The organism is Cobetia sp. 29-18-1, assembly GCF_029846405.1.
Classification (GTDB): Bacteria; Pseudomonadota; Gammaproteobacteria; order Pseudomonadales; family Halomonadaceae; genus Cobetia; species Cobetia amphilecti.
In genome coordinates, this window is sequence record NZ_JARWKS010000002.1 from 77,639 (window position 1) to 102,431 (window position 24,793).

Genomic DNA, 24,793 nt, shown 5'->3' on the forward strand with positions numbered 1-24,793 from the left:
CATGACGCCCGCCGCGTTTCGGTGGGCGTTGTCTTTGGCGGTGTTCCGCCTTCTCAGATGACGGCCGTGCGGCCCGGGAGACAAGCGATGAGTGCTCAATCTCTTGCACGACAGTGGGCAACTTCCCAGGACGGAGCGACGTCCGAGCCCACCCAGTTCGCCAGCCAAGGCATTGCCCTGGAAGACCCGCGCCTGTTTCGCCAGCTCGCCTACGTGAATGGCTGCTGGGTGCATGGCGAAGGCGGGCGTGAGGAGGCGGTCTTCGACCCCGCCACCGGCGAGCGTCTCGGCCAGGTGCCGTGGCTCGAGGAGGCGCAGATCGACACCGCCATCGCCGCCGCCGATGCGGCCCAGAGTGAATGGCGCAAGCTGCGCGTCGACCAGCGCGGCGAGCTGCTGGATGCCTGGTACGACCTCATCCGCGCCCACAAGGAAGACCTGGCCATGCTGATGACGCGTGAGCAGGGCAAGTCGCTGGACGATGGGCGTGGCGAGGTGGAATACGGCGCCAGCTTCGTTCACTGGTTCGCCGAGGAGGGCAATCGTGCCTTCGGCGAGACCATTCCCAGCCATATCCCGAATGCCGCGCTGGGCACCGTGCGTGAGCCTATCGGTGTCGCGGCGCTGATCACGCCGTGGAACTTCCCGCTGGCGATGATCACTCGCAAGGCCGCGGCCGCGCTGGCGGCGGGCTGCACGGTGCTGGTCAAGCCGGCCGGCGAGACGCCGTTCTCGGCGCTGGCGCTGGCGGAGCTGGCCGAGCGTGCCGGCATTCCCGCAGGTGTCTTCAGCGTCATCACCGGCGAGGCCTCCGAGGTCTCCAGGCAGCTGTGTGACGACCCGCGCGTCGCTGGGCTGTCATTCACCGGCTCCACCCGGGTCGGGCGTCTGCTGCTGAAACAGTGCGCCGACAGCGTCAAGCGTGTCTCGCTGGAACTGGGCGGCAACGCCCCCTTCATCGTCGGGCCGGACATGGACCCCGAGGAGGCTGCGCGCGCCGCCGTCGATGCCAAGTTCCAGACCTCCGGTCAGGACTGCCTCGCGGCCGACCGTATCCTGGTCCACGACAGCCTCTACGAGGACTTCCTGAGCCACTTCGCACGCATCATGAAGCAGCTCAAGGTCGGCAATGGTCAGGTGAAGGGGATCGACCTTGGCCCGCTGATCCACCGCGACGCCGTCGCCAAGGCGCAGACCATCGTCGATGACGCCGTCGAGCGTGGCGCGCGGCTGATCCACGGCGACCAGAGCATGGCGCCGGGCCCCAACTTCTTCATGCCGGTACTGCTGGCCGACATCACGCCGGACATGCGCGTCTGGCGCGAGGAAACCTTCTCGCCGGTGGCCGGCATCACCGCCTGGCACGATGAGGAAGAGGTGATCGCGATGGCCAACGACACCGAATACGGCCTCGCCGCCTACGTCTATACCCACGATGTGCGCCGCATCTGGCAACTGATGCGTGGCCTGCGCTTCGGCATGGTCTCCGTCAATTCCGTCAAGATGACCGGCGCGCCGATTCCCTTCGGCGGCGTCAAGCAATCTGGCCTGGGTCGCGAAGGTGGCCGTCAGGGGCTCGAGGAATATCTCGATATCAAGTACTACTGTCTGGGTGGACTGGAAAGCGCCTCCGGAAGTTGAGACGGACATCCTTCACTGTCACATGTCGATCATGGCGACCGGTGGCCATTGAGCACCACCGGTCGATCGCCCCTAGTTGAGCATTCGGAGAGTCACATGAGCACCGATAACACCCTGAGTCAGGCCGCCAGCTTCGACGACGCGACCTCGACCGATGAGCTGATTCGCCGTGATCGCAAGGTCACCTTCCATGCCTCGACCCACCTGCGCGATTACGCCCAGGGCGATGCACCGGGCCGCGTGATCACCGGTGGCGAAGGCATCCGCATCCGCGAGCGTGACGGGCGTGAGCTGATCGATGGCTTCGCCGGCCTCTACTGCGTCAACATCGGTTACGGGCGCACGGAAGTCGCTGATGCCATCCACGAGCAGGCCCTCAAGCTCAGCTACTACCACACCTATGTCGGCCACTCGAATGAGCCGCAGATCGCGCTGTCCGAGAAGATTCTCGAGCTGGCCGGCCCCGACATGTCCAAGGTCTATTACGGCATGTCCGGCAGTGATGCCAACGAGACCCAGCTCAAGCTGGTGCGCTATTACCACAACGTGATCGGCAAGCCGGAGAAGAAGAAGGTCATCTCGCGCTGGCGCGGCTATCACGGCTCCGGCATCGCCTCAGGCTCGCTGACCGGACTGGCGGCCTTCCATGATCACTTCGATCTGCCGATTCCGGGCATCCTGCACACCGAGGCGCCGGACTATTATCGTCGTCCCGCCGAGTGCGCCGAGATGAGCGAGCGCGAATTCTCCACCTGGTGCGCCGAGAAGCTCGAGGCGATGATCCAGGCCGAAGGGCCGGAGACCGTCGGCGCCTTCATCGGCGAACCGGTGCTGGGCACCGGTGGCATCGTGCCGCCGCCGGAGGGCTACTGGGAGGCCATCCAGACCGTGCTCAAGCGCCACGACATCCTGTTGATCTGCGATGAGGTGGTGTGCGGCTTCGGGCGCATCGGCAGCCAGTTCGGCTACCAGCACTTCGGCATCAAGCCGGACCTGGTCACCATCGCCAAGGGCCTGACCAGCGCCTATCAGCCGCTGTCCGGGGTCATCGTCGGTGACCGCGTGTGGAAGGTGCTGGAGCAGGGCACCGGCGAATTCGGCCCCATCGGCCATGGCTGGACCTACTCCGGCCATGCGCTGGGCGCCGCCGCCGGTGTCGCCAACCTGGAGATCATCCGTCGCGAGGGCCTGGTCGACAACGCCCGCGATACCGGCGCCTATCTGCAGAACGCCATGCAGGAGGCTTTCGCCGATCACCCCATCGTCGGCAATGTGCGTGGCATCGGCCTGCTGGCGGCGCTGGAGTTCTCGCCGCAGCCGTCACAGCGCAAGGCGTTCGACTCAGCGCTCAAGGTCGGCCCGCGCATCTCCGCGGCAGCCCTCGAGGAAGGCCTGGTCGCTCGCGCCATGCCGCAGGGCGACATCCTCGGCTTCGCGCCGCCGCTGGTGGTCACGCCTGAGGAAATCGATGACATCGTCGCCCGCGCGCGTCGCGCCGTGGACAAGGTGCATCAGGAGCTTGTCGACAATGGCGATCTCACGTCTGGTGATCAGTAGGCCATGGCATTGACCTTACCCCCGCTCAAGAGCACACGGGAAACGCCGCTGGCGCTGGCCGATATCCATGCCGCGCGCCAGCGGCTGTTTCATTCATCGACGGCCACGGGTGTCGAACGCACAGCGCTGGTGCCTTCACCGGCGCTGTCGCGCCGCTTCGATGCCGAGATTCTGCTCAAGCTGGAGACCCGCCAGCCCACTGGCGCCTTCAAGCTGCGCGGGGCCAGCAATCTGCTGGCCGCCGTGGCGGAGCAGGCCGCCGGGGAGGCCTACGAGCGCCTCCAGCGCGGCGTGACCACCGCCTCCACCGGCAATCATGGTCGCGCGTTGGCCTACGCCGCGATGCGCCGTGGCCTCAGGGCGGTCATCTGTCTCTCCGAGCAGGTGCCCGCCAACAAGGTGCGTGCCATCGAGGCGCTGGGTGAGTTGGGCGGTGCCACTGGTGGCAGTGTCGAGGTGCGCCGGGTCGGGCGCAGTCAGGACGAGGCCTTCCACGAGGTCAATCGGCTGGTCGAGGAGGAGGGGATGCTGGCGGTGCCGCCCTTCGATGACCCGCTGATCGCGGCCGGTCAGGGCACCATCGGGCTTGAGTTGATGGAAGATTGCCCGCAGCTCGATCAGGTACTGATCGGACTGTCCGGCGGCGGCCTGCTCGGCGGTATCGGGGCGGCGCTCAAGGCGATTCGCCCCGAGACCCGCGTGCATGGCATCAGCCTCACCGAAGGCGCCGCGATGTGGCATAGCCTGCAGGCGGGCACACCGGTGGAGGTGCAAGAGGTCGCCAGCCTCGCGGATTCGCTGGGCGGCGGCATCGGGCTTGGCAATCACACCACGCTGCCGCTGGTGCGCCGCGTGATGGATGAACACCATCAGGTCAGCGAGCGCGCCATCGCCCGCGCCATGCTGATGCTGCTGGAAGAGGAGAAGCTGCTGGTCGAGGGCGCCGCCGTGGTCGGGCTTGCCGCGCTTGAGGCCTCGCGACTGGGCGAGACCGACCCGGCGCTGGCCGAGTCGATCCGCGGCCAGCGTGTCGCGCTGATCATCAGCGGCAATGGCGTCAGTCTGGAGACCTTCGATCAGGCCAGAGCGCTGCTGGCGGACGCTCAGCAGTGATTTTTTCGCCCATGGCTCACAGCGTGAGACAGATGATGGCACATCAGGAGGAGGGCGCATGACGGAACCGACTCAAGAAAGCATGCAGACGTATTCCCGTGAACAGATCGAGCAGGTCGTGGGGCTGGACGCCACGGCACTGGGCACCATTCGCGATGCCTTCATCGCGCTGGGCCAAGGCAAGGTGGTGCAGCCGCCGATCCTGTCGATGGCCATCGAGGAGGCCAACGGCGAGGTGGACGTCAAGACCGCCCACATTCAGGGGCTCAAGCACTTCGCGATCAAGATCAGCCCCGGCTTCTTCAACAATCCCGCCCGCGGCTTGCCAAGCCTCAATGGCCTGATGGTGGTGTTCTCCGCCGAGACGGGGCTGGCCAAGGCCCTGCTGGATGACGGTGGCTATCTCACCGCCATTCGCACCGCGCTGGCCGGTGCCGTGGCGGCAGAGGCCCTGTCACGCCCCGACAGCAAGCGCGTCGCACTGATCGGCGCCGGTGAGCAGGCGAGCCTGCAGCTGGAAGCGCTGCGACTGGTGCGCGATATCGAGAGTGTCGATGTCTGGGCACGCGACAAGGAGCGCGGCGAGCGCTTCGCGCGCGACACCGAGCAGCGCCTGGGACTCACCGTGCGCAGCCATGACAGCCTGCATGCGGTGTGTCAGAACGCCGATATCATCATCACCGCCACGCCGTCTCACACGCCGCTGCTGGAATACTCGATGCTGCCGGAAGGCGTGCATGTCACCGCGATGGGCTCCGACAGCCCCGAGAAGCGCGAGCTGGAAGCCGACGTGCTGACCGATTGCGACTACTTCGTGTGTGACAGCCGCGCCCAGTCGGAAATCAATGGGGAGCTCAAGGGGCTGGATGAAGACCAGGCCAAGGCATGCGAGGTGTACGAGCTGGGCAAGCTGCTGGCCGATGGGCGTCGTCTGCGTGACGGTGACCAGAACAGCGGTGACCAGAACAGCGGTGAACAGGCTGAAACCGCCACTGATACCCTCATCACGGTGGCAGACCTTACCGGCACCGGCGTGCAGGACACCGCGATTGCCAGTCTGGCGCTCGCTCGACTCGCCCAGCGCTAGCGCCGCGCGCAGCGACTGCGGGTCATGAAGGCGCGACGGACTTGCCCAGCGCGGCGCCGCATGCGAGGGTCACGCAGTAACGGCAGGAAGCCGTTGACTCCCTCGTCCACTCGGAGCCTGTCGTGACTCGAACCATGCCCTCACCCTCTGCTGCGCCGCGCGCCCTCAATGCTGCCCCCGGGGTAGAGGTCCGCCGCTCACCGCTGGCGGATCTCTGTGCCGACTGCGATGCCGTGACGCTGCTGCCACCGCTATCGCCGCCGGGTGAGGGGTATCTGCGCCATTTCTGCCAGCTGGATTCCCCGCTGGCGGTGTTCGATCTCGACGATACCCTGCTCGATGGCGACTGCACCGGCATGTGGATGCGCTGGATGGCCGCCTGTGGCTGGATCGAGGATGTCGATGCCTTCATGGCCATCGGCGAGCGCCACCAGAGCGAGTATCACGCCGGCACCCTAGATATCCACGAGCATACCGGCCATCTGCTCAGCCCGCTCATCGGACGGCATCGCGATGAGGTGCGTCGTGAAGTCGATGATTTCGTGGAAGAAATGGTAATGCCGCGTCTGCTGGAAGGCGGCATCGCACGGCTGGCCGAACACGGCGAGGCGGGCCATCGCACCCTGATCATCTCCGCCTCCATGCATCATCTGGTCGGCCCCATCGCCAGTCGTCTGACCGCCGATGGCGCGCTGGCCACCCATCCTGCCTTCGATGAAGAGGGCCGCTTCACCGGCGAGACCACCGGCATCGTCACCTTCCGCGAAGGCAAGCTGGCGGCGCTGGATGCCTGGCTGGAAGACGCCAGCCAGCTCAAGCGTGCGCCGCAGGCACTGTGGGGCTACTCCGATTCCCACAACGACCTGCCGCTGCTCGAGCGGGTCGATCATCCCCACGCCACCCAGCCGGATGCGCCGCTGCGCCAGTTCGCCGAAGCGCGTGGCTGGCCGGTGGTCGACTGGCGCCAGTCGCACCTGTCCATCGAATCGGACTGAGCGTGCATGCAGCCGTCGACTGACTCCCATCTTTCCCGCGATCACGGCCCGGATGCCAGAGCCCTGCAGGCGCGCGGCGTCGCGCTGACGGCGCTGGGCGTGTTGCTGATCTCGCCGGATGCGCTGTTGCTGCGCCTCGCCGATGTCGCCGATGGCCCGCTGGTGTTCTGGCGCGGCCTGCTGACGGCCATCGGCTTTGCGCTGATTCTGCTGCTCACCCAGCGCGGCGGGCCAGGCCAGCGCTTCGCCAGTGCGCTGGCGCGCATGCGTGGCTGCGGGCGTACGGGGCTGTGGGTCGCGCTGCTGTTCACCGGCTCCACGCTGGGCTTCGTGCTCGCCAATCAATACACCCGCGCCGGCAATGTGCTGATCATCCTCGCTGCCAGTCCGCTGTTCGCGGCGCTGATGTCGCGGCTATGGCTGGGCGAGCGTCAGCCGCGCCATGTATGGGGCGCGATTCTGGTCTCGCTGGCGGGCATCACGCTGCTGGTGATGGACGAGGCGGGCAACGGCTCACTGACCGGCAATCTGCTCGCGCTGGGCTGCAGCCTGTCACTGGCGGGCAACTTCACGCTGTGCCGTACGCGCCCGGGCCTCGACATGAGCCCGATGCTGACACTGTCGGGACTGCTGACCGCGCTGTGCGGCCTGCTGGCCTGCACGTGGTTGGCGGTCTCTGGTGCTGGGGAGGGTGCAGCAGAGGGCCTCGAGAGCGTGCTCACCCAGCTATGGCCCTCGCACAGCGATGATTTCGCCCGGCGCGCCGGCTGGCTGGTGCTGCTGTGTCTGGTGCTATCGCCGCTGGGCTTCACGCTGATCCAGCGTGGTCCGCTGTATCTGCCGTCCGCCGAGGTGGCGCTGCTGATGCTGCTGGAAAGCGTGTTCGGCATCCTGTGGGTGTGGTGGGTGCTGGACGAGTCGCTGACCGTGCGCGGCTGGGTGGGCGGCGCCATGGTGCTGGGCGCGATGCTGATCAAGAGCCTGATCGACCGCCGCCTGCGTCACCTGCAGGCCACGCGCACGCCTTCTGCGGATGCGTCTGCGGGCGGCAACTGATACAATCCCGCCCATCCCCGAGTTTATTCACTGTCAAATGACAGCCCTCTGGACGCCTCACGGCGACCGGAGCGAATAGCTCATGGCGCGAAGAAAGCCACAGGGCGATCGGAAACGACGGCGACTTCACGACGCGAGCCAGGCGCGAGCGGCACTGCCCCTGACGGCAGTGATGAAGATTGCAACAACCGGACGCCAGACTGACTCGACAGCGCCAGGATCCAGCACGCACACCACCTTCCCCAACCTGTTGCGGACGACTCGATGACAAGCAGCCTCAAACAGCAGTGGCTCTCCAACCTCCGGCCCGACATCCTGTCCGGCCTGGTGGTGGCGTTGGCCCTGATCCCCGAAGCCATCGCCTTTTCCATCATTGCCGGTGTCGACCCCAAGGTCGGCCTGTATGCCTCCTTCTCCATCGCCGTGGTGACCGCCATCGCCGGTGGCCGTCCGGGCATGATCTCCGCCGCCACCGGTGCCATGGCACTGCTGATGGTCGACCTGGTCAAGGACCACGGCCTGGAATACCTGCTGGCCGCCACCGTGCTGACCGGCGTGATCCAGATCATCTTCGGCTACTTCAAGCTCGGCTCGCTGATGCGCTTCGTGTCGCGCTCGGTGGTCACCGGCTTCGTGAATGCGCTGGCGATCCTGATCTTCATGGCCCAGCTGCCGGAGCTGACCAACGTCACCTGGCACGTCTACGCCATGACGGCGGCCGGTCTCGGCATCATCTACCTGCTGCCGCTGGTGCCGAAGGTCGGCAAGCTGCTGCCGTCGCCGCTGGTCTGCATCATCGTGCTCACCATCTTCGCGATGGTCGTCGGTCTGGATATCCGCACCGTCGGCGACATGGGCGAGCTGCCGGACAGCCTGCCGGTGTTCCTGATTCCGGACATCCCCTTCAATCTGGAAACCCTGTGGATCATCCTGCCGTACTCGCTGCCGCTGGCGGTCGTGGGCCTGCTGGAATCCCTGATGACGGCCACCCTGGTCGATGATCTGACCGATACGCCGTCCGACAAGAACCGTGAGTGCAAGGGCCAGGGCGCGGCCAACGTCGTCACCGGCTTCCTTGGCGGCATGGCGGGTTGCGCGATGATCGGCCAGACGATGATCAACGTGAAGTCCGGCGGTCGTACGCGTCTCTCCACCATGGTGGCGGGTGTCGTGCTGCTGATCCTGGTCGTGTTCCTCGGCCCGTGGGTCTCGCAGATTCCGATGGCCGCACTGGTCGCGGTGATGATCATGGTCTCCATCGGCACCTTCTCCTGGCAGTCGATCCGTGACCTCAAGACCCACCCGATGTCCACCAACATCGTCATGCTGGGCACCGTGGCCGTCGTGGTCGCGACCCACAACCTGGCGATCGGCGTACTGGTCGGCGTGCTGCTCTCGGCGCTGTTCTTCGCCAACAAGATCGGTCAGGTGCTGCATATCGGCAGCGACATGAATGCCGATGGTCGTACCCGCGAATACCGCGTGGTCGGTCAGGTGTTCTTCGCCTCCAGCGAGCAGTTCCAGGCCGGTTTTGACCTCAAGGAGACCGTCGAGCGTGTCGTCATCGACGTCAGCCGTGCACACTTCTGGGACATCACCGCCATCGGCGCGCTGGACACCGTGGTGGTCAAGTTCCGCCGCGAGGGTACCGAGGTCGAGGTGCGTGGCCTCAACGAAGCCAGCGCCACGCTGGTGGATCGCTTCGCGGTGCATGACAAGCCGGATGCGGTCGAGAAACTGATGGGGCATTGATCCCGTTGGCGCCACCCGCCTGATCGAGGGCGGCGCCAGCAGCGTGATTGATGCGTAAAGACGGCGGGCAGTCCTTCACGGGCTGCCCGCCGTTTGCGTTGGTAGGGTCGGAAAGTGGTAATCTCGAAACAGGCGCCTGAAGCGCCACCTTGATCGTCAGCATAAGGAAGCACGCCATGAGCCAATCCTCTGCCAGTGCCCTGACAGGCCATGACAAGGTCACCGCCTGCATTGACGGCTCCGCCTTTGCCGTCTCCGTGTGTGATGCCGCCGTATGGGCAAGCCAACGTCTCTCGGCGCCGCTGAGCTTCCTGCATGTGATCGACCGCCAGGAAGGGGCGGGCGAGACCAACAGTGATCTCTCCGGCAGTATCGGGCTCGGTGCGCGCGAGCATCTGCTGGAAGAGCTCGCCACCCTGGATGAGCAACGCGGGCGTATCGCCCAGGAGCAGGGCCGCCTGATGCTGGAGGCCGCCTACGAGCGCGCCGTGCAGGCGGGTATCGCGGAGCCGCGTCCACGCCAGCGCAATGGAGAGCTGGTCGAGACCCTCGCGGAGCTGGAAGACGAGATTCGCCTGCTGGTGATCGGCAAGCGCGGCGAAGGGGCGGAGCAGGCCAGCGAGCACCTGGGCAGCAATCTGGAGCGCGTGATTCGCAGTCTGCATCGTCCGGTGCTGGTGGTGCCGGGCGAGTTCAATCAGCCGACGCGGGTGCTGATCGCCTTCGATTGCAGCACCACCATCAAGCGCGCCGTCGAGGTATTGGCGGCAAGCCCGCTGCTGCAAGGCGCGGAGCTGCATCTGGTGATGGTCGGCGCGGAGTCGGTGGAACATCAGGCTCCGCTGGACGCCGCGCGCGACACCCTCACCGCGGCAGGTTTCAGCGTGCAGGCCAGCTTCAGAGCAGGAGAGGTGGAAGCCTGCCTGCGCGAATATGCCAAGGAACACGCCATCGACATGCTGGTGATGGGCGCCTATGGCCACTCGCGCATCCGTCAGCTGCTGGTCGGCAGCACCACCACCGGGATGATTCGCAACGCCACGGTGCCGCTGCTGATCCTGCGCTGAGCCATCCCTGAGGCGCTCAGGCGGCTCTATGAGCATTGGCTGATGAGCGAGCCGTTCCATCATTGCCGTGACGCCGCGCTTCCGTAATCTCTCGGGCGCGGCGTCTTGCTGTCTGGCGGGTGTCTTCGTATACCGGCAGTCTTGAGTTCACGCACGTTTTCCTGCATCACCGGCAGCACGCGTGAAACAACAGCTGTCACCACAAGAGCCACCACAAGAGCCATCACAAGAGCCCCCATAACTGAAACCACAGGTTCTTCTGATGCAGGGTAATATTCTCCGCAGGTCGCGTTGCGCCGCTCGCGCGAATCTGGAACGCTGAAGGACTGACCTCACCCTGCTTCGCTAGCGGTCTTTTCTGTATCAGCACCGCTGGGGGCATTTTTTCACTACCCAAGAAGAACAGCACAAGGACACTCTCGATGAACATCCAACGCCATGACACCAAGCCGCGCATGAGCCGCGCCGTGATCCACAACAACACCATCTACCTGTGTGGCCAGGTCGCCGGTCCGGACCATCGCTTCGGGAATATCACGGACCAGGCCAACAGCATGCTCGCGCGTGTCGATGCGCTGCTGGAAGAAGTCGGCACCGACCGCGAGCACCTGCTCTCCGCCACCGTCTATCTCAAGACAATGGACGACTTCAAGACCTTCAACGACATCTGGGACACCTGGGTGCCACAAGGTCACGCCCCCGCCCGCGCCTGTGTACAAGCCGCCATGGCCAGCCCGGAACTGCTGTGTGAAATTACCGTGGTCGCCGCTGTTAAGTAACTCGCAGTATGGTTTTCCTAACCCCGGCAGAGATTTCTCTGGCGGGGTTTTTTATTATTAGTCGTTTAGGGTATAAGTGTTAAGAAATGTTTTCTTTGCATGATGGGCTTATAGGTGGTTTTGGATGAATAGTGGCGATAACCCAGGTTGGAAGCAGCACTACCCAACGTTTAAGTTTGATAATAATGAAATGATTCTTGAAGAGTATAGGTCAGCGTCAAAAACGTTAGAAACGGAAGAGAAGGTCTTCTTGAGCGCGGCTAATATCGCGATTGTAATAGGTGCAGCATTCGGTTCACTGACTTTAGGTAAATTGGAAAGCATTACAGGTAATAAAGATTTTTTGATGCCAGTTGAGTCTATGCTTTTTGCTTTTCTCATTATCACTATTCTATTTACTGTTCTATTTTTGTTTCATTTTGCTGCAAGACAAAAATCAATAGTATATGCGGCTAGAAAAGTAGTTGTTTTGAGAACTGTGCTCGGTGTTAAATATGGTGAGTTTCAGCTCGTTCTTCCTAATTGGCGGATTGAAGGAGCTAATGAACCATTTGCCATACGTATGTTTCCAGGCTGGAAAACTTACGTAGCATATCCATGCTATGCCATATCAGGAATCTCGGCTTTTGTAATATATTTTATTTTGACTATTTTGTTAGATGTAGGCGGGTTGTCAATAGCTTCTACTTTGAATGCTGATCTGGTTGTCTCTGTTCCAGCATCATTCCTTGCTTTTGTTGCCTTTTGTTTCCTATATAGGCACGCTTTGCTAGATAAGCACGAGAGTATGCTTCTTGTTTTTACTCAGTATGTGTCTAAGCTACTCTCGTTAAAAGTCGAGGAGCGAATAGAGCATATTGTTTATCATGCAAAATTATCTGTATACGAAGCTCAGAGATTAAATATTGACTTAAAGGCCCTCAAGCAAATTGCAGTGCGAATAGAGGATAAAGAGTTTTACCGTCACAGCGGTGTGAGTTGGAAGGGGCTTGCAAGAGTTATATTGTCCTCGTTGAAATTGCACCCAAGGTCAGGTGGCTCGACTATTACACAGCAGTTAGTTCGTACATTGTTTATAAAAGATTTTAGTAAAACAAAAAGAAGAAAGATTGTAGAGATACTTTTAGCCAAGTGGTTTACTAAAGTTATAGATAAAGACGAGCAGCTAGATATGTACTTGTCTTCCGTAAGGTATGAGTTCAGGGTTATGGGGGTAATTCAAGCATCTAAATATTTCTTTGGGGGTATCGAGCGTAGCTTCTCTATTGCGCAGTCATTCTTCTTGATAGAGCGTTTATCAAATGTCAGGTCAAAAATATATGGCAAGAGGATTAGACAGATATTACAAGCTTTACTCGATGATGATAAAATTTCCATGGATGATGTCGTGAAAATTATTGAAATATATGATGAAATGGTTGCAAAGGGACTGGTTGAAAATAATACTACTGAAGGTGTTGAGTACTTAAGAAATAATTTTTGTAACCACTAAAACTTCTAACAAGGGGATGAGCTGATGGCTGGAGAGCAACGGATTGCGCTTTTGATAGATTGTGACAATGTTAGTCATAATTCAATTGAAGGGGTTCTAGAAGAGCTTGCAAAATATGGTGTGGTTAATGTCAGACATGCCCATGGTGATTGGAACAGCCCTTTGCTATCAGGATGGATTGAAAAGCTTCATCCAAATGCTATAAGGCCTATGCAGCAGTTTGCCTTTACGAAAGGTAAAAATGCTACTGACTCTGCAATGATTATAGATGCTATGGATCTCCTCTATAGTGGTAATATTGATCTTTTTGCGCTCATGACTAGTGATAGCGATTTTACACCATTAGTCTTGAGGCTGCTTGAAGGAGGATTCCCTGTCTATGGTTTTGGAGAGCAAAAGACTCCGAGACCTTTTGTAGATGCTTGTTCGACATTTATATATACTGAAAAATTGTATTATGAAGAGCCAGTTACGGATATACCAGATGATAGTAGCCAAGTTCCAAGATGTAGGAATGAGCTTAGAAGTGATACAGCATTAGTCAATTTGCTAAGAAACGCTGCAGAGCAATCTTCAGAAGACGATGGGTGGTCTTTATTAGGCCGAGTGGGACATTATATGTCTAATAAAAGTTCTTTTTCATCTATTAATTATGGGTATAAAAAGCTTGGGGATTTAGTTAGAGCATCAGAACTGTTTTCCATAGAAATGCGTGGCAATGGAACTGCCATGTATATCAGAGATGCTAGGAAATCCTGAGCTTAAGACGCATTATCTTATTAACTTGAACGCCGCCTCATACCTCACCCATTCTCGATAAAACCCGTCCAGTCGTTCTGTCTCGCTGAGGTGTGATGCCTCGGCGAGGTGTTCGCGTGCGTCCTGGGGCAGCATGGCGATGCGGGCGTCGAGGTCGTGGGCGTGGCGGGGGTTGCGGTATTCGAGGTCCAGCCCGAGCGGGGCGGTGGCGAGGCCGACGAGTACATGGCCGTGGCGGTGGGCGATGGAGACGTAGAAGCCTGCCGGTAGCGCAGGGTGATGGGGTGCCTGGCCACGCGGCGACCAGTCGGTCAGTGGCAGCACAATGCCTTGGGCCGCGGCGAGTTCACCTAGCAGGAGGCGAGCGAGGTGTGACTCGGCTTCACGTTGCTGGCGACGGCGGGCCTTGGCAGATGACACGGGGGTGTCCGCGTTATCCACATCCGGCTGGCGAGCGCGCAGCGAGCGACGGCGTGAAGCATCCGCCGAGGAGTTGATAGAGGGAGCAGCCGAATCAGCACAGGATGCTGGCAGCACACACGCCTCGGCCAGCCACAGGCGGGCTGGCCGAGGGGATGATGCAGAGCAGTGATTCGCCAAGGCGCGGGCAGCGCCGCCAGTCGCAGACGCCAAGGAAGCGGCGAGGGCGTGGGGATCATGCGAGATCAGCGGCTCAATGCTTGGCCGCCCGACGCTCAGCGGCTCAATGCATGGCGAATCACTGCTCAGCGAACCACTGCTCAGTGAACCAGTGCTCAGCGAAGCGGAGCCATCCGCTGCAGCATGCCCCAGCACCACGCAGCGGTAGGCGGGGTGGTCGGTCGGGCGCGCCGCAGGCTCGATTGCCGAGTTATCCTCAACCGGCTTACTTGTCTCGCTCACACCCTCGCCTTGCCTGGCCGTCATGATGGCGAATCAGTTCTTCGGATGCAGGATCACCAGATCCCCACGCAACGCGACGCCCGCGACGATATTACCCGCATGGCACTCGTACTTCTCGCTGCTGGAGTAGGGCACCTTGTCATAGTCGCTGCGAATGTTGATGACCGCATTGGCCCCATATTCGCGCGCCTTTTCCTGCAGCTCACGCAGCGCCGACAGGAACACCCAGCGACAGGCTTCCGCATCGCTCTTGTTGGTGGCGTTGGTCTTCGGGTTCACCCGCGCCCAGCCGCGCTTCTCGATCCGCTCGTAGGGCTGCTTGTCACCGAAGAAGAAAGCCACGTCCTTGCCCAGTCGCTGACTGGCCGCGGTGCTGGCCATCACCGGCATGATCGGCAGGAAGTGCTGCGTGTCCCGCGCCACCGCCGGGGCGGAGGCCACAAGCCCCGCAGAGCCGAGCAGCAGTGCAGACACCAGTGTCAGCACACGCGAGGCGCGACCCGAGCGAGTGCGCGTGGCAGGTGCCGTGGAACGTTTCGAGGATGCGAGCGACTGAGCAGAACGTGACGCCATCTGAGACCTCTCCTAACAGGGTGATTGACTGGCGCGACGCCAGTGAATAGCGCCGTCAGCCAGCCAGGGGCGTGAGCCAATCACACCATAGACCATGCAGCGGGCGCGTATCTTGCGCCAGATCCGACCCGCTGCAAAGTCGTACGTTGGCGACACCCTGCAAAGGCGTCAGCGCGAAGCGTAATGACTGGCGCCAGATCAGATTGCCAGTGACTCACTCGCCCTGCCAGCGACGCAGAATCAGCGAGGTATTGATGCCACCGAAGGCGAAGTTGTTGCTCATCACGGTGTCCGTCTCGATCTCGCGGCCTGCGCCGGTGAGGTAGTCGAGCTGCGCACAGCGCGGGTCGAGACTGGTGAGATTGGCGGTGCCGTGGAACCAGCCATCACGCATCATCTCGATGGCGATCCAGGCCTCCAGCGCGCCACAGGCGCCCAGCGTATGGCCGGTGTAACTCTTGAAGGCGCTGATCGGCGTGGAATCGCCAAACACCGCATGGGTGGCATGGCTCTCGGCGATATCGCCGCGCTCGGTGGCGGTGCCATGGGCGCTGACATAGCCGATCTCTGAGGCCTCGACACCGGCATCCTCCAGCGCCATGCGCATCGCGGCCTCCATCATGTTGGCGTCCGGCTGGGTGACGTGACGGCCATCGGAGTTGGTGCCGAAGCCGAGAATCTCGGCGTGGATGGTCGCGCCGCGCGCCAGGGCGTGCTCCAGCTCTTCCAGAATCAGCGTGCCGGCGCCTTCACCGATCACCAGGCCATCACGTTCGGCATCGAAGGGCCGCGGTGACAGGTCCGGGCGCTCATTGCAGGTGCTGGTGGCGAACAGGGTATCGAACACGGCGGCGTCGGCGGCGGACAGCTCCTCGCAGCCACCGGCGACCATCGCGGTCTGGCGGCCGAAGCGGATCGCCTCATAGGCGTAACCGATGCCCTGGCTGCCGGAGGTGCAGGCGCTGGAGGTGGTGTGAATCCGCCCCTTGATACCGAGAAACACGCCGATATTGACCGGCGCGGTGTGCGCCATCATGCGGATATAGGAATTGGCGCTGAGCCCGTCGGTGGAGTGGTTGAGCAGCATGTTGCCGAAGTCGGCCACCGCATCCGGCTCACCGGCCGAGGCGCCGTAGGCGATGCCCATCTGGCCGCTCTCCTTGAGCGGGCTGTCACTCAGGCCGGCCGCTTCCAGCGCCAGTTCGCTGGAGCGGGTCGCCAGCTGCGCCACACGGCCCATGCTGCGCAGCGCGCGACGGTTGTAGTGACTGGGCAGTTCGAAATCGTTGACCGGCGCGCCGAGGCGGGTGTTGAGGCCGTCGTACTTGTCCCAGTCCTCGATATAGCGGATGCCGGTGCGCCCGGCGGCCAGGTTGGCGCGCAGGGTCGGCCAGTCATTGCCGATGGGCGAGAAGCCATGCATGCCGGTGACCACGACACGTCTGCCGCGCAGTGCCTGAGAGGAAGTCGTCATCAGAACATCCCCCCGTTCACCGCGATGGTCTGGCGGGTGATGTAGCCGGCGTCCTTCGAGCACAGGAAGGCCACGGTGGCGGCGACTTCCTCGGCTTCCCCTGCGCGGCGCATGGGAATCATCTTCAGCGCCTCTTCCATCTCGACGCCTTCGGTCATCTCGGTGGCGATGACGCCCGGTGCGACGGCATTGACGGTGATGCGGCGCTTGGCCAGCTCCACCGCAAGTGCCTTGACCGCGCCGATCAGCCCCGCCTTGGCGGCGGAATAGTTGACCTGACCCCGATTGCCCATCATGCCCGACACCGAGGATATCACGATGATGCGCCCCGGCTTGCGGCGGCGTACCAGCGGCATGGAAAGCGGCTTGATGACGTTGTAGAAGCCATCGAGGTTGGTGCGGATCACGCTGTCCCAGTCTTCATCGGTGAGCGCCGGGAAGGCGTTGTCGGCATGGATACCGGCATTGCAGACCACCCCGTAGCAGCAGCCGTGGGCCTCGATATCGGCTTCCAGCGCGCTGCGTGCGGCGTCACGGTCGGCGACATCGAAGCTGAGGATGCGCGATTCGCCGCCCAGGGCGCTGATCTCACGCGCGACCTCCTCGGCGGCGTCACGGCGCGAGCGACAATGCAGCACCAGGTTGTAGCCTTCGCGGGCCAGACGCAGCGCGATGGCGCGGCCGATACCACGGCTGGAGCCGGTGACCAGAATCCACTCGCGTGCTTCAGGGGCAGCGGTGGCAGTTTCAGTAGCGAGGGGTGTGACAGACATCAGACATTACCTTGCGATGAGGCACCGGCAGCATCCTGCTGTCCGGGTGAGGATTCTTGTGCGGTCTCTTGCGTAGACGCCGCGGAGGGCAGCGGCTCGGGCGCCGGCTCGAAGACATTGACGCCGGCACGCGCGACAGTGGCGCCGTGCTCGTCGCTGATGGTGGCCTCGAAGGCGCCCAGCCCGTTGTCGGCGCGATAGTCGAGCTGAACATGAATCAGCCAGCGACAGTCGCAGGAAAAGGCGGCGACTTCGCTCTCATAGCGGCGACTCCCGAGCAGAAAGCCGACTCGCGGCGGCTGGCCGCTGCGCGCAGCCTGCAGGCCCGACCAGGCGGCGATGGCCTGCGCCATCCACTCAAGCCCGACCCAGGCGGGAATCACGGCCTGGCCGTCGTCGTCCGGCTCGGCGAACAGATTGTCTGGCGTCGGGGTGATGTCGGCGCTCAGCGAATGCTCGTCACAGCGCAGCACGCTATCCAGCAGGCACATGCCGGCATCATGGGGCACATAGGGGCCGATGGCGCAGGGCATGGCGGGATAGCGCGCCTCACGGGGCTGCACCTCAGCGCCAGCAAGGGAAACTGAGTCGGTGCTCGGGGTCAGCATGCAGAGGACTCCGGGTCGGTGGTGTGGCGCTCCAGCACCAGCGAGATATTGTTGCCGCCGAAGGCGAAGGCATTGCTCATCACCCGCAGCGGCGGGGTCTCGGGGCGGTCACGATAGACGATGTTGAGCGCAGGCAGCGTCGGGTCCAGCGCCTCACGCGGCGTGGCATGCGGCGGCAGGCGGCCATGTTCCAGCGCCAGCCAGCAGAAGGCGGCTTCCAGCGCCCCGCAGGCGCCCAGCGTATGGCCGGTAAGGGCCTTGGTCGAGCTGACGGCGGGCAGACGGGCGTGATCGATATCAGAACCGGTGTCAGAGTCGGCATCTGCACCGAACAGGCGGCTGATGGCGAGGCTTTCCATCGCGTCATTCAGCGGCGTGGCGGTGCCGTGCAGGTTGATGTAGTCGATCTCACCGGGGGCGCGGCCGGCACTGGCGAGCGCGCCGCGCATGGCGGCCTCGGCGCCGCTGCCATCGGGGCAGGGCGCGGAAATATGGTGGGCATCGCTGGATTCGCCGACGCCGGTCAGCTGTACGCCGCCGCGCTCCGGCGTGACCACGAACAGTACTGCGGCCTCGCCCAGATTGATGCCATCGCGCTCGGCTCCCAGCGGCTGGCTCTGCTTGCGGCTGACGGCCTCCAGACTCATGAAGCCCTTCACCGTCATGTGGCACAGGCTGTCGGCACCGCCGGCGATCACCGCATCGCACTGGCCGGAGGCCAGCAGACGACGTGCACTGGCCAAGGCCTTGGCGCTGGAGGTGCAGGCGGTGGACAGGGTGTAGATCGGCCCACGCGCGCCGCTCAGCCAGGCGACACACTCGGCGGGTGCGCCCAGTTCCTGACGACGATATTCAAAGCTTTGCGGCCAGCTGTCGGCGCTCGGCGTGCCCTGGGCGACGGCGGCGCGCTGGGCGTCCATCGCGGCTTCCGTCTCGCCGATGCCGGAGGTGCTGGTACCGAGCACCACGCCAATGCGCTCCGGCGCGATGCCCTGACGCTTGAGGGCTTCAAGTTCCGGTGCCAACTGCTCAAGCGCGGTGGCCAGCAGGCGGTTGTTGCGTGAGCGCAGCGGGGCCGGCCAGTCGCTGTCATCCACCAGCCGCGCGGTGACGCGCCCCAGCGACAGCGGCGTGCCGGGGCTGAAGTCATCACTGACACGCAGGCCACGGCTGGCGCTGAACAGCGCACTGCTGATCAGGCCGTGGTCTGCGCCCAGCGGGCAGACGATGCCGGGGCGAGACAGGCGGCAGGCGTTGCCAGTGTCGCGGCCCTTGGGGGTAGCGGTGGCCACGGTTGCAACAGATTCAGTCATGCGCGGGAGCTTCCGGTGAGTCGTCAGGGGCGTTCTGTGTGCTGGGCGCTGCCAGCGGTTCCAGCGTCAGCTGCATGTCGGCCGCCGGGTCGCGCAGGGTCACGCTGCCACTGGCATCGCGGGTCAGCTCGGCGATGGTCACACCATCTTGCGTGATGATGCGCTGCGCGGGCTGGCGACTTTGTTGCCAGTCGCCGCGTTGTACCAGCTGCCAGCCTGTGTTCGCAAAGGCGTCATCGATCGCGGCCTGCGGCCAGTGCACCCAGGCGATACGTCGCGCCAGCCAGTCGGCGCTGAAGGGCAGCTTCTCGAGTACCTCGGGGCGTGCCTTCTCGAAACGGCTGCCGTCGGCATCATGCACCAGCGTCAGCAGGCGTTGGCCCTGCACGCTGAGCATGACCAGCCGCATGGCCTCGGGCGATTGACGCAGTACGCCGATGAGAGGCGGCAGATTCTGCTCCTGCGCACCCTCGCCAGCCTCGGCATCCACAGCGACAGTCCGTTTTGCGTTGTCATCACTCTCTATACGCGCCACACGCAGAATCAGACGTTGGGTACTGGTCTGCTCGAGACTCGCCAGCGCCGGCATCGGGCTGGCAGCCTCCAGCGGCTGTGGGGCGAGCAGGCTGCAGCCGCTCAACAGCAGCGTGGCGGCCACGGCAAGGCTGGCCAGCCCGAGGCGGCTGCGCAGCCCTGCTGAACGCAGCCCGACTGTGTGCAGCCCAGTAGAGCGCAGCCCTGCTGAGCGCAGCCCGACTGTGTGCAGCCCAGTAGAAACAGCGTGAGAGGCGAAAGACATGTTTTTCATGACGCTACTTTACCTGTTCTCGCCGACGCTTGCTGCGCGGCCGAAGGCGCTGAGGTCAGCGAGCGAATCGCTTTCCGGCACCGCGTCTGGCGCGAGTGTCTGCTCGGGCGCGGTCAGTCTGGCAAGGGCCGTCAGGCGGCGGCGACTGGCACTGACGAAGGGGTTGGTCGTGTCCCAGGCGTAACCGGCGAGCACCGCGCTGATCATCTGGCGAATCCGCGCATGCGGCTCGGGATGATAGATGATGTCGGTCAGGCGGCTGTCGTACCAGGCGGTGACGAATTCGCGGAAGACCTCGATGCCACGGCGCAGCGGCTGCTCATATTCGCTGGCCCAGTCGGGGCGCTGCTCATCGCGGGTCGCGGTAAGCTCACGCCCGACCAGCGGCGCGGCACGCAGCGCCGATTCCAGCGCGATGGTCACGCCGGAGGAGAACACCGGGTCCAGAAATTCTCCGGCATTGCCGAGCAGCGCATAGCCCGGGCCATGCAGGCGACTGACATCGGCGCTGTAACCGCCCAGCGACTGCACGGCGTTGGCCGGTCGAGCATCACGCAGCAGCTCCGCCAGGCGCGGTTCTTCCATCACCCACTGCCACAGGCGTGTCTGCGCATCGTCCTCGGCGGCAGGCTCGATCAGCTCGCGCGGGCCGACCACGCCCAGCGAGGCGCGGCCATTGGCGAAGGGAATCAGCCAGTACCAGACATCGGGATGCGTAGGATGCGAGGCGATCAGGATATTGTCGCGGCGATAGCCCTCGGCGGGCGGCGCGAGGTCGGCGATGCCATCGTGGACATGGCCGAACAGCGCCATGCGCGGCTCCAGGCGCGGGTCACGCTCAAGCGATTCGAGGCGCGCCAGCACGCGGCCATAGCCGCTGGCATCCAGCACGAAGGCGGCCTCAAGCTCGCGGCCATCCGCCAGCGTGAGGCGTGGCCCCTGCGCATGGCCGGTGGCGTCGCTCTGCGCGGCGCGAGCCGGAGTGAAGCCCGTGACCGTGACACCGAATTCGACCTCGGCGCCCGCCGCCCGCGCGCCCTCGATCAAGCGCTGATCAAAGTCGGCGCGCTCTACCTGCCAGGTGGTGCCGGGGCCGTCGCTGAACTTGTCGCGGAAGTCGATCACGCGATGCTCGCCGCGGCGGGTGAAGGCCGCACCGGTCTTGCGCTGATAGCCACCGGCGGCGGCGGCCTCCATCAAGCCGCAGGCCTCCAGATGCTGCATGCAACGTGGCAGCAGGCTCTCGCCGATGGAGAAGCGAGGGAAGTGGCTGCGCTCCAGTACGCGCACCGCATGGCCCGCGCGTGCCAGCCACGCCGCCGCCGCCGCGCCGGCGGGTCCGGCGCCGATGATGATGACTTCCTTGCGTGGTGGGTTGTTGCTGCGATCTGCCGATTCCATGGCATCGTCCCCTGTCGTTGTCGTTATGTGTACATGCTGCGCTGCGTTCCCTGCGGCTTGCTTGTCTTTCGCTTCAGACCCGCCTCAACTGCGCGCGAAGGGCACCAGACACCAGGTGGCGCTCAGCCCCAGCAGGCAGGCCAGCCCCAGTGCCGCCAGCGCCGGTGTCTGACTGAAGCTCAACAACCCAAAGGCTAGCAGGCTGGAGGCGCACGACAGCGAAATCGCCAGCAGGCTGGCCTGCGATGCACGGCTGGTGCTGGTCTGTGCTGCATCTGACGCTGGAGCTGATAAAGAGCGGCGCGCAGGATGCTCGGCACAGAAGATGCCAGCACTGCTTTTTTCTGCGCTGCGCGCGGGATGCTCGGCACAGAAGATGCCTGCATCGAGGCCAATCCCCAGTACCAGCAACAGGCCCAGCAGGTGGAAGAGGTTGAGGCCGACGCCTGCCAGCGTCAGGGCCGCCAGCGTCAGCACCAGTCCGCCCAGCGGCGGCAGCAGGGCTCGCCAGGTGCTGCGGCGATAGCGCAGCGCCAGCAGCAGGCTGATCAAGACCACCGCGCCGCCGACCAGCCAGGCCATCTCGCTGCTAATCCTGCCCAGCGTCGTCGAGAGCCTGGCGACCTGATCGACATACTCGAGTCTGTCGTCATCCGCGGCGAGGCGCGCAAGCGCTGCGCTGCCCTCAGCCGTGACATCGCCGAAGCGCACGATGCCGATGGCGGCGCGGCGCGAATCGAGCCACAGTCGCTGGCCCATCTCACCGGCGGGCAGCGCGACCCAGTCCGCCGGGCGCAGCGGGTGGGCGTCTGCGATGGCCTGCTCGGCACGCGTGACTAGCTCGGGTGACAGGCCTGCGGTGCTCAGCACCTGGGGCAGCAGGGTGCGGGTGCGCTCACGCATGGCGCCGAGATTGGCCTGCTGCTGTTCAAGCGTCGGCAGTTGCTGAGCGAGGCTCGCCCAGTGGCCCAGCTGCTGGCGTGCATTCAGCTGCTGGAAGGTGTCTTCCAGCGCATGCAGGCGCGTGAGCAGGGCGGCGTCAGTCTCGGCCTGCACGATCAGGTAGCGCAGGCCATCCGGTTCGGCAAGCAGGCGCTGGACCTCGCGTTGCTCGTTGATCAGAGACGCAGGCGAGGGGTTGAGCTGCGTGAGGCGGTCATCGCTGCGCAGTCCGTAGAGGCTGGCAAGCGCAGCCATCAGCAGCAGACCCAGTGCCTGCCAGCTGCGCTTGCCGGGAATGGCGCGCGCCAGACATCCTGCGGCGCGGGCGGCGGGGGAGTCCTCGCGGGTGGCCTGTGCCGGCAGTGGCAGTTGCGGTAGCCACAGGCGCACGCTCAGCCAGGCACCGATCAAGCCGAGCGCCGCGAACATGCCCATCTGGCGCAGGCCGGGCATCGGCGTCAGGGTGATGGCCAGATAGGCGGCGAGGCTGGAGCACAGTCCCAGCGTCAGGCCCGGCCACAGCGCGGCGAGCCCGCCACGGCCATGCGTCGCCAGACGGCGCATGCACTCCAGATGCAGCACATAATCGATGGAGATGCCGATCAGGCTGGCGCCGAAGGCCAGCGTCAGCACATGCAGGCTGCCGAAGGCCCACCAGGTCAGCGGCAGCGCGAACAGCACACCCGTGGCCACCGGCACCAGCAGCAATGGCAGCCGACGCGGGGTGCGGAACACCGCCCATAGCAACAGCAGCACGCCGATCAGCGAGCCGAGCCCGATGGTCGACATCTCCTGCTTGGCCTGTTGCGCGCCGTTGCTGGCATGGAAGACCAGTCCGGAGCGCAGCAGCTGGACGTCGGGATAGTCGGCCTTCACGCCATTCACGGCCTGCTCCAGCGCCTGCTGGTCACTCATCGCGTAGGCGCTGCCCGTCAGGGTGGCGCTGATCAGCCGATAGCCGCTACCGCCTTCTTCGCTGTTCTGCTCATCACTGTCCTGTTCGTTACTGGCTGAGCCAGCGGAAGCCGGCGCGCGCAGCAAGAGCTGGCCGCCGGACAGCGACAGGTTGGCGGGCGTCAGCCAGCTCTGCCAGGCGCCGGCGAGACCGAAGGGATCGCGGATCAGGTCGCGCTGGCCGCCGGGCTGGAACAGTTGCCTGAGGGCGCGTGCCTGCCAGTCATCGTCACTCAGGCCTGCAAGCGACGGGGCGATCAGGGCCGGCTGGACCTCTGCCGGCAGGCGCAGGCTTTCGAGGCTCTTGCCGTCATCCAGCGTCGCGATGGGCGCGAGCGCCTGACGCAGCGCCTGGGCGGCGGCGTCACGCTGCTTGCGTGCGGCGGCGCTGGCATCGCGACTGCCGACCAGAATCACCAGCCGGTTGGCGGTGTCATCCAGCGATTCGGCGCGCGCTGCCAGCGGGCTGCGCTCCTGCTCTGGCAGCATGGCGGTGATGCGGGTGTCGATCGCCCCACGCCAGGGGCTCTGCGGGACGATCTTCGCGGCCAGCAGCAGCGCGCACAGCAGCAGGGCGGCGGCCCACAGCCAGCGCCAGATGGCGCGATCCAGCCCCTGGCGCGGCTCATGGCTGGGCGATGTCATCGCTCGCAGTGACCGCCGGCGGTGAGCGCCAGCTCAAGGCGGTCACCGTCGCCGCTGTCGAGATTCACGTGTTCCAGCCAGCTGCCACCGTCGATCTCGAGGCGCTCGATGGCCTCGGCCAGCCGGGCATCGTTGGGCGTCAGGCTGGCCTGCCAATCATCCGGCGTACCCGTCAACGTCAGGGAGAAGTGCTCCTCCAGCGCCTGCCAGTCGCCGTGGAAGAAGCTGATCAGCAGCTCCGCCATCGCCTGCTGGTCGGCCGGCAGCGGCTCGCCATTCGGGCCTTGGCCGGCATCGGGGCGCATCTCGAGACGGTCTTCAATCGGCGAAGTGGTTTCCCACACCAGGCCTTCGGGTGCGTTCGGGTCGCCGATCAGACGGAAGTGACCCCGGCTCTCGAGCTCTGCACCGACATCCTCGAGCCAGCGCGTCTGCTGGAAGTCACCGCAGACCGGGGCGGTGCGCGCCAGCTGTTGCGTCAGGGCGCGGGCGTCGAATTCGGCGGTGCTGGTCTTTGAGGCACTGTTCTCGGATGCGCTGGCCCAGGGGGCACCGGCAGTCAGCAGCAGGGCAGTGGCGGCAATGGCAAGGCGCGAAGTCATCACGGTGTTCCTTGTGTCGGGTTCGGGGTGGCAGGCGCATCCTCGTCGCTGGAGCGTGACTGGCTGACTTGCGACTGACTGGCCTGCCAGGCGGCCAGCCGCTCGCTGAGCGCGGCGGGCGAGGCCAGCAGCATCTCGCCATCTTCCAACCCGACGGCGACCTGCACGCTGTAGCCGCGGGTCAGGCGCTTGCCGCTCTCGACATCGCGGATCACGTAGTCGAGCTTGAGGCGGTTCTCCCACTCACGCAGCCGCGCGGTGACGGCGATGCGCTGACCGAAGCGCGCCGGGCCGGCATAGCGCAGGCGCAGGTCGATCACCGGCCAGGCGTAGCCGGAATCGCGCATCTGCGGGTAGTTGTAGTCGAGCATGTCGAGCAGCTTGCAGCGGGCGATCTCGAGATAGCGCACGTAATGGCCGTGCCAGGCGACTTCCATCATGTCGACGTCGTGGAAGGGCACTTCCATCTCTACCGTGGCGGTCGGCATCGGTGTTTCGGCTGGCTGATTCATGGCTTGTC

22 protein-coding genes are annotated in these 24,793 nt (G+C 63.9%); 11 read left to right on the forward strand and 11 right to left on the reverse strand.

Going from position 1 to position 24,793, the window contains the following annotated elements:
- Positions 1–87: 87 nt before the first annotated feature.
- From QD208_RS02125 to QD208_RS02175, 11 genes are all read left to right on the forward strand, one after another.
- Positions 88–1,641 (forward strand): NAD-dependent succinate-semialdehyde dehydrogenase, encoded by a 1,554-nt coding sequence (locus QD208_RS02125; RefSeq protein WP_225347169.1) that lies wholly within the window; start codon positions 88–90, stop codon positions 1,639–1,641.
- A gap of 96 nt (positions 1,642–1,737) precedes the next feature.
- Positions 1,738–3,198, forward strand: coding sequence for an aminotransferase (locus QD208_RS02130; RefSeq protein WP_225347168.1), 1,461 nt, complete (start codon positions 1,738–1,740; stop codon positions 3,196–3,198).
- A gap of 3 nt (positions 3,199–3,201) precedes the next feature.
- Positions 3,202–4,311: a pyridoxal-phosphate dependent enzyme gene (locus QD208_RS02135; RefSeq protein ID WP_225347167.1), complete on the forward strand. Its 1,110-nt coding sequence runs from the start codon at positions 3,202–3,204 to the stop codon at positions 4,309–4,311.
- A gap of 58 nt (positions 4,312–4,369) precedes the next feature.
- A complete protein-coding gene (locus QD208_RS02140) occupies positions 4,370–5,398 on the forward strand; it encodes a cyclodeaminase (RefSeq protein ID WP_225347166.1) in 1,029 nt (342 codons plus the stop codon).
- A gap of 134 nt (positions 5,399–5,532) precedes the next feature.
- Entirely contained in the window at positions 5,533–6,393 is an 861-nt protein-coding gene (locus QD208_RS02145; RefSeq protein ID WP_225347165.1) for an HAD-IB family hydrolase, read from the forward strand.
- Between the two features lie 6 nt (positions 6,394–6,399).
- Positions 6,400–7,449 (forward strand): DMT family transporter, encoded by a 1,050-nt coding sequence (locus QD208_RS02150; RefSeq protein ID WP_225347164.1) that lies wholly within the window; start codon positions 6,400–6,402, stop codon positions 7,447–7,449.
- Positions 7,450–7,713: 264 nt separating this feature from the next.
- The gene (locus QD208_RS02155) at positions 7,714–9,201 is read left to right on the forward strand and encodes a SulP family inorganic anion transporter (RefSeq protein WP_054555610.1); all 1,488 of its coding nucleotides are present in this window, start codon (positions 7,714–7,716) and stop codon (positions 9,199–9,201) included.
- A 176-nt stretch (positions 9,202–9,377) separates the two neighbouring features.
- Complete coding sequence (locus tag QD208_RS02160) at positions 9,378–10,268, forward strand: universal stress protein (protein WP_279835482.1); 891 nt, start codon at positions 9,378–9,380, stop codon at positions 10,266–10,268.
- A 422-nt stretch (positions 10,269–10,690) separates the two neighbouring features.
- Positions 10,691–11,047, forward strand: a complete 357-nt coding sequence (locus QD208_RS02165) for a RidA family protein (RefSeq protein ID WP_043331456.1) — start codon at positions 10,691–10,693, stop codon at positions 11,045–11,047.
- 124 nt (positions 11,048–11,171) lie between these two features.
- The gene (locus QD208_RS02170; protein WP_225347162.1) at positions 11,172–12,539 is read left to right on the forward strand and encodes a biosynthetic peptidoglycan transglycosylase; all 1,368 of its coding nucleotides are present in this window, start codon (positions 11,172–11,174) and stop codon (positions 12,537–12,539) included.
- 24 nt (positions 12,540–12,563) lie between these two features.
- On the forward strand, positions 12,564–13,298 hold the full coding sequence (locus tag QD208_RS02175; RefSeq protein ID WP_131432607.1) for an NYN domain-containing protein: 735 nt from the start codon (positions 12,564–12,566) through the stop codon (positions 13,296–13,298).
- A 12-nt stretch (positions 13,299–13,310) separates the two neighbouring features.
- Here QD208_RS02175 and QD208_RS02180 read toward each other — a convergent pair whose 3' ends face one another.
- The 11 genes from QD208_RS02180 to QD208_RS02230 form a co-directional block, all read right to left on the reverse strand.
- Positions 13,311–14,180 (reverse strand): hypothetical protein, encoded by an 870-nt coding sequence (locus tag QD208_RS02180; protein WP_225347161.1) that lies wholly within the window; start codon positions 14,178–14,180, stop codon positions 13,311–13,313.
- Between the two features lie 33 nt (positions 14,181–14,213).
- Entirely contained in the window at positions 14,214–14,753 is a 540-nt protein-coding gene (locus QD208_RS02185) for a heavy metal-binding domain-containing protein (protein WP_225347160.1), read from the reverse strand.
- 214 nt (positions 14,754–14,967) lie between these two features.
- The gene (locus QD208_RS02190; RefSeq protein WP_225347159.1) at positions 14,968–16,227 is read right to left on the reverse strand and encodes a beta-ketoacyl-ACP synthase; all 1,260 of its coding nucleotides are present in this window, start codon (positions 16,225–16,227) and stop codon (positions 14,968–14,970) included.
- Positions 16,227–17,000: a 3-oxoacyl-ACP reductase FabG gene (gene fabG, locus QD208_RS02195; protein ID WP_225347158.1), complete on the reverse strand. Its 774-nt coding sequence runs from the start codon at positions 16,998–17,000 to the stop codon at positions 16,227–16,229. Before fabG ends, QD208_RS02190 begins: the two co-directional genes overlap by 1 nt.
- Positions 17,000–17,608 carry a hotdog family protein gene (locus QD208_RS02200; RefSeq protein WP_225347157.1) on the reverse strand — a complete coding sequence of 203 codons (609 nt, stop codon included), beginning with the start codon at positions 17,606–17,608 and terminating at the stop codon, positions 17,000–17,002. The genes fabG and QD208_RS02200 overlap by 1 nt, the downstream gene beginning before the upstream one ends.
- Entirely contained in the window at positions 17,602–18,921 is a 1,320-nt protein-coding gene (locus tag QD208_RS02205; protein ID WP_225347156.1) for a beta-ketoacyl-ACP synthase, read from the reverse strand. Before QD208_RS02205 ends, QD208_RS02200 begins: the two co-directional genes overlap by 7 nt.
- Entirely contained in the window at positions 18,914–19,729 is an 816-nt protein-coding gene (locus QD208_RS02210) for a DUF3261 domain-containing protein (RefSeq protein ID WP_225347155.1), read from the reverse strand. Before QD208_RS02210 ends, QD208_RS02205 begins: the two co-directional genes overlap by 8 nt.
- A 9-nt stretch (positions 19,730–19,738) precedes the next feature.
- Positions 19,739–21,130 (reverse strand): tryptophan 7-halogenase, encoded by a 1,392-nt coding sequence (locus tag QD208_RS02215; RefSeq protein WP_225347154.1) that lies wholly within the window; start codon positions 21,128–21,130, stop codon positions 19,739–19,741.
- 84 nt (positions 21,131–21,214) lie between these two features.
- Positions 21,215–23,671, reverse strand: coding sequence for a hypothetical protein (locus QD208_RS02220; protein WP_225347153.1), 2,457 nt, complete (start codon positions 23,669–23,671; stop codon positions 21,215–21,217).
- The gene (locus QD208_RS02225) at positions 23,668–24,273 is read right to left on the reverse strand and encodes a LolA-related protein (protein WP_225347152.1); all 606 of its coding nucleotides are present in this window, start codon (positions 24,271–24,273) and stop codon (positions 23,668–23,670) included. Before QD208_RS02225 ends, QD208_RS02220 begins: the two co-directional genes overlap by 4 nt.
- On the reverse strand, positions 24,273–24,785 hold the full coding sequence (locus QD208_RS02230; RefSeq protein ID WP_225347151.1) for an acyl-CoA thioesterase: 513 nt from the start codon (positions 24,783–24,785) through the stop codon (positions 24,273–24,275). Before QD208_RS02230 ends, QD208_RS02225 begins: the two co-directional genes overlap by 1 nt.
- Positions 24,786–24,793: the final 8 nt, after the last annotated feature.

What these genes read in the sequence shown, in the direction of transcription:
- QD208_RS02150 (WP_225347164.1), top strand. Translation starts at nt 6,400, where the DNA reads ATGCAGCCGTCGACTGACTCCCATCTTTCCCGCGATCACGGCCCGGAT.
- QD208_RS02215 (WP_225347154.1), bottom strand. Translation starts at nt 21,130, where the DNA reads ATGGAATCGGCAGATCGCAGCAACAACCCACCACGCAAGGAAGTCATC.
- QD208_RS02205 (WP_225347156.1), bottom strand. Translation starts at nt 18,921, where the DNA reads ATGACTGAATCTGTTGCAACCGTGGCCACCGCTACCCCCAAGGGCCGC.
- QD208_RS02165 (WP_043331456.1), top strand. Translation starts at nt 10,691, where the DNA reads ATGAACATCCAACGCCATGACACCAAGCCGCGCATGAGCCGCGCCGTG.
- QD208_RS02230 (WP_225347151.1), bottom strand. Translation starts at nt 24,785, where the DNA reads ATGAATCAGCCAGCCGAAACACCGATGCCGACCGCCACGGTAGAGATG.
- QD208_RS02145 (WP_225347165.1), top strand. Translation starts at nt 5,533, where the DNA reads ATGCCCTCACCCTCTGCTGCGCCGCGCGCCCTCAATGCTGCCCCCGGG.
- QD208_RS02155 (WP_054555610.1), top strand. Translation starts at nt 7,714, where the DNA reads ATGACAAGCAGCCTCAAACAGCAGTGGCTCTCCAACCTCCGGCCCGAC.
- QD208_RS02170 (WP_225347162.1), top strand. Translation starts at nt 11,172, where the DNA reads ATGAATAGTGGCGATAACCCAGGTTGGAAGCAGCACTACCCAACGTTT.
- QD208_RS02175 (WP_131432607.1), top strand. Translation starts at nt 12,564, where the DNA reads ATGGCTGGAGAGCAACGGATTGCGCTTTTGATAGATTGTGACAATGTT.
- QD208_RS02190 (WP_225347159.1), bottom strand. Translation starts at nt 16,227, where the DNA reads ATGACGACTTCCTCTCAGGCACTGCGCGGCAGACGTGTCGTGGTCACC.
- QD208_RS02135 (WP_225347167.1), top strand. Translation starts at nt 3,202, where the DNA reads ATGGCATTGACCTTACCCCCGCTCAAGAGCACACGGGAAACGCCGCTG.
- QD208_RS02210 (WP_225347155.1), bottom strand. Translation starts at nt 19,729, where the DNA reads ATGAAAAACATGTCTTTCGCCTCTCACGCTGTTTCTACTGGGCTGCAC.
- QD208_RS02125 (WP_225347169.1), top strand. Translation starts at nt 88, where the DNA reads ATGAGTGCTCAATCTCTTGCACGACAGTGGGCAACTTCCCAGGACGGA.
- QD208_RS02185 (WP_225347160.1), bottom strand. Translation starts at nt 14,753, where the DNA reads ATGGCGTCACGTTCTGCTCAGTCGCTCGCATCCTCGAAACGTTCCACG.
- QD208_RS02160 (WP_279835482.1), top strand. Translation starts at nt 9,378, where the DNA reads ATGAGCCAATCCTCTGCCAGTGCCCTGACAGGCCATGACAAGGTCACC.
- QD208_RS02130 (WP_225347168.1), top strand. Translation starts at nt 1,738, where the DNA reads ATGAGCACCGATAACACCCTGAGTCAGGCCGCCAGCTTCGACGACGCG.
- QD208_RS02200 (WP_225347157.1), bottom strand. Translation starts at nt 17,608, where the DNA reads ATGCTGACCCCGAGCACCGACTCAGTTTCCCTTGCTGGCGCTGAGGTG.
- QD208_RS02225 (WP_225347152.1), bottom strand. Translation starts at nt 24,273, where the DNA reads ATGACTTCGCGCCTTGCCATTGCCGCCACTGCCCTGCTGCTGACTGCC.
- QD208_RS02220 (WP_225347153.1), bottom strand. Translation starts at nt 23,671, where the DNA reads ATGACATCGCCCAGCCATGAGCCGCGCCAGGGGCTGGATCGCGCCATC.
- fabG (WP_225347158.1), bottom strand. Translation starts at nt 17,000, where the DNA reads ATGTCTGTCACACCCCTCGCTACTGAAACTGCCACCGCTGCCCCTGAA.
- QD208_RS02140 (WP_225347166.1), top strand. Translation starts at nt 4,370, where the DNA reads ATGACGGAACCGACTCAAGAAAGCATGCAGACGTATTCCCGTGAACAG.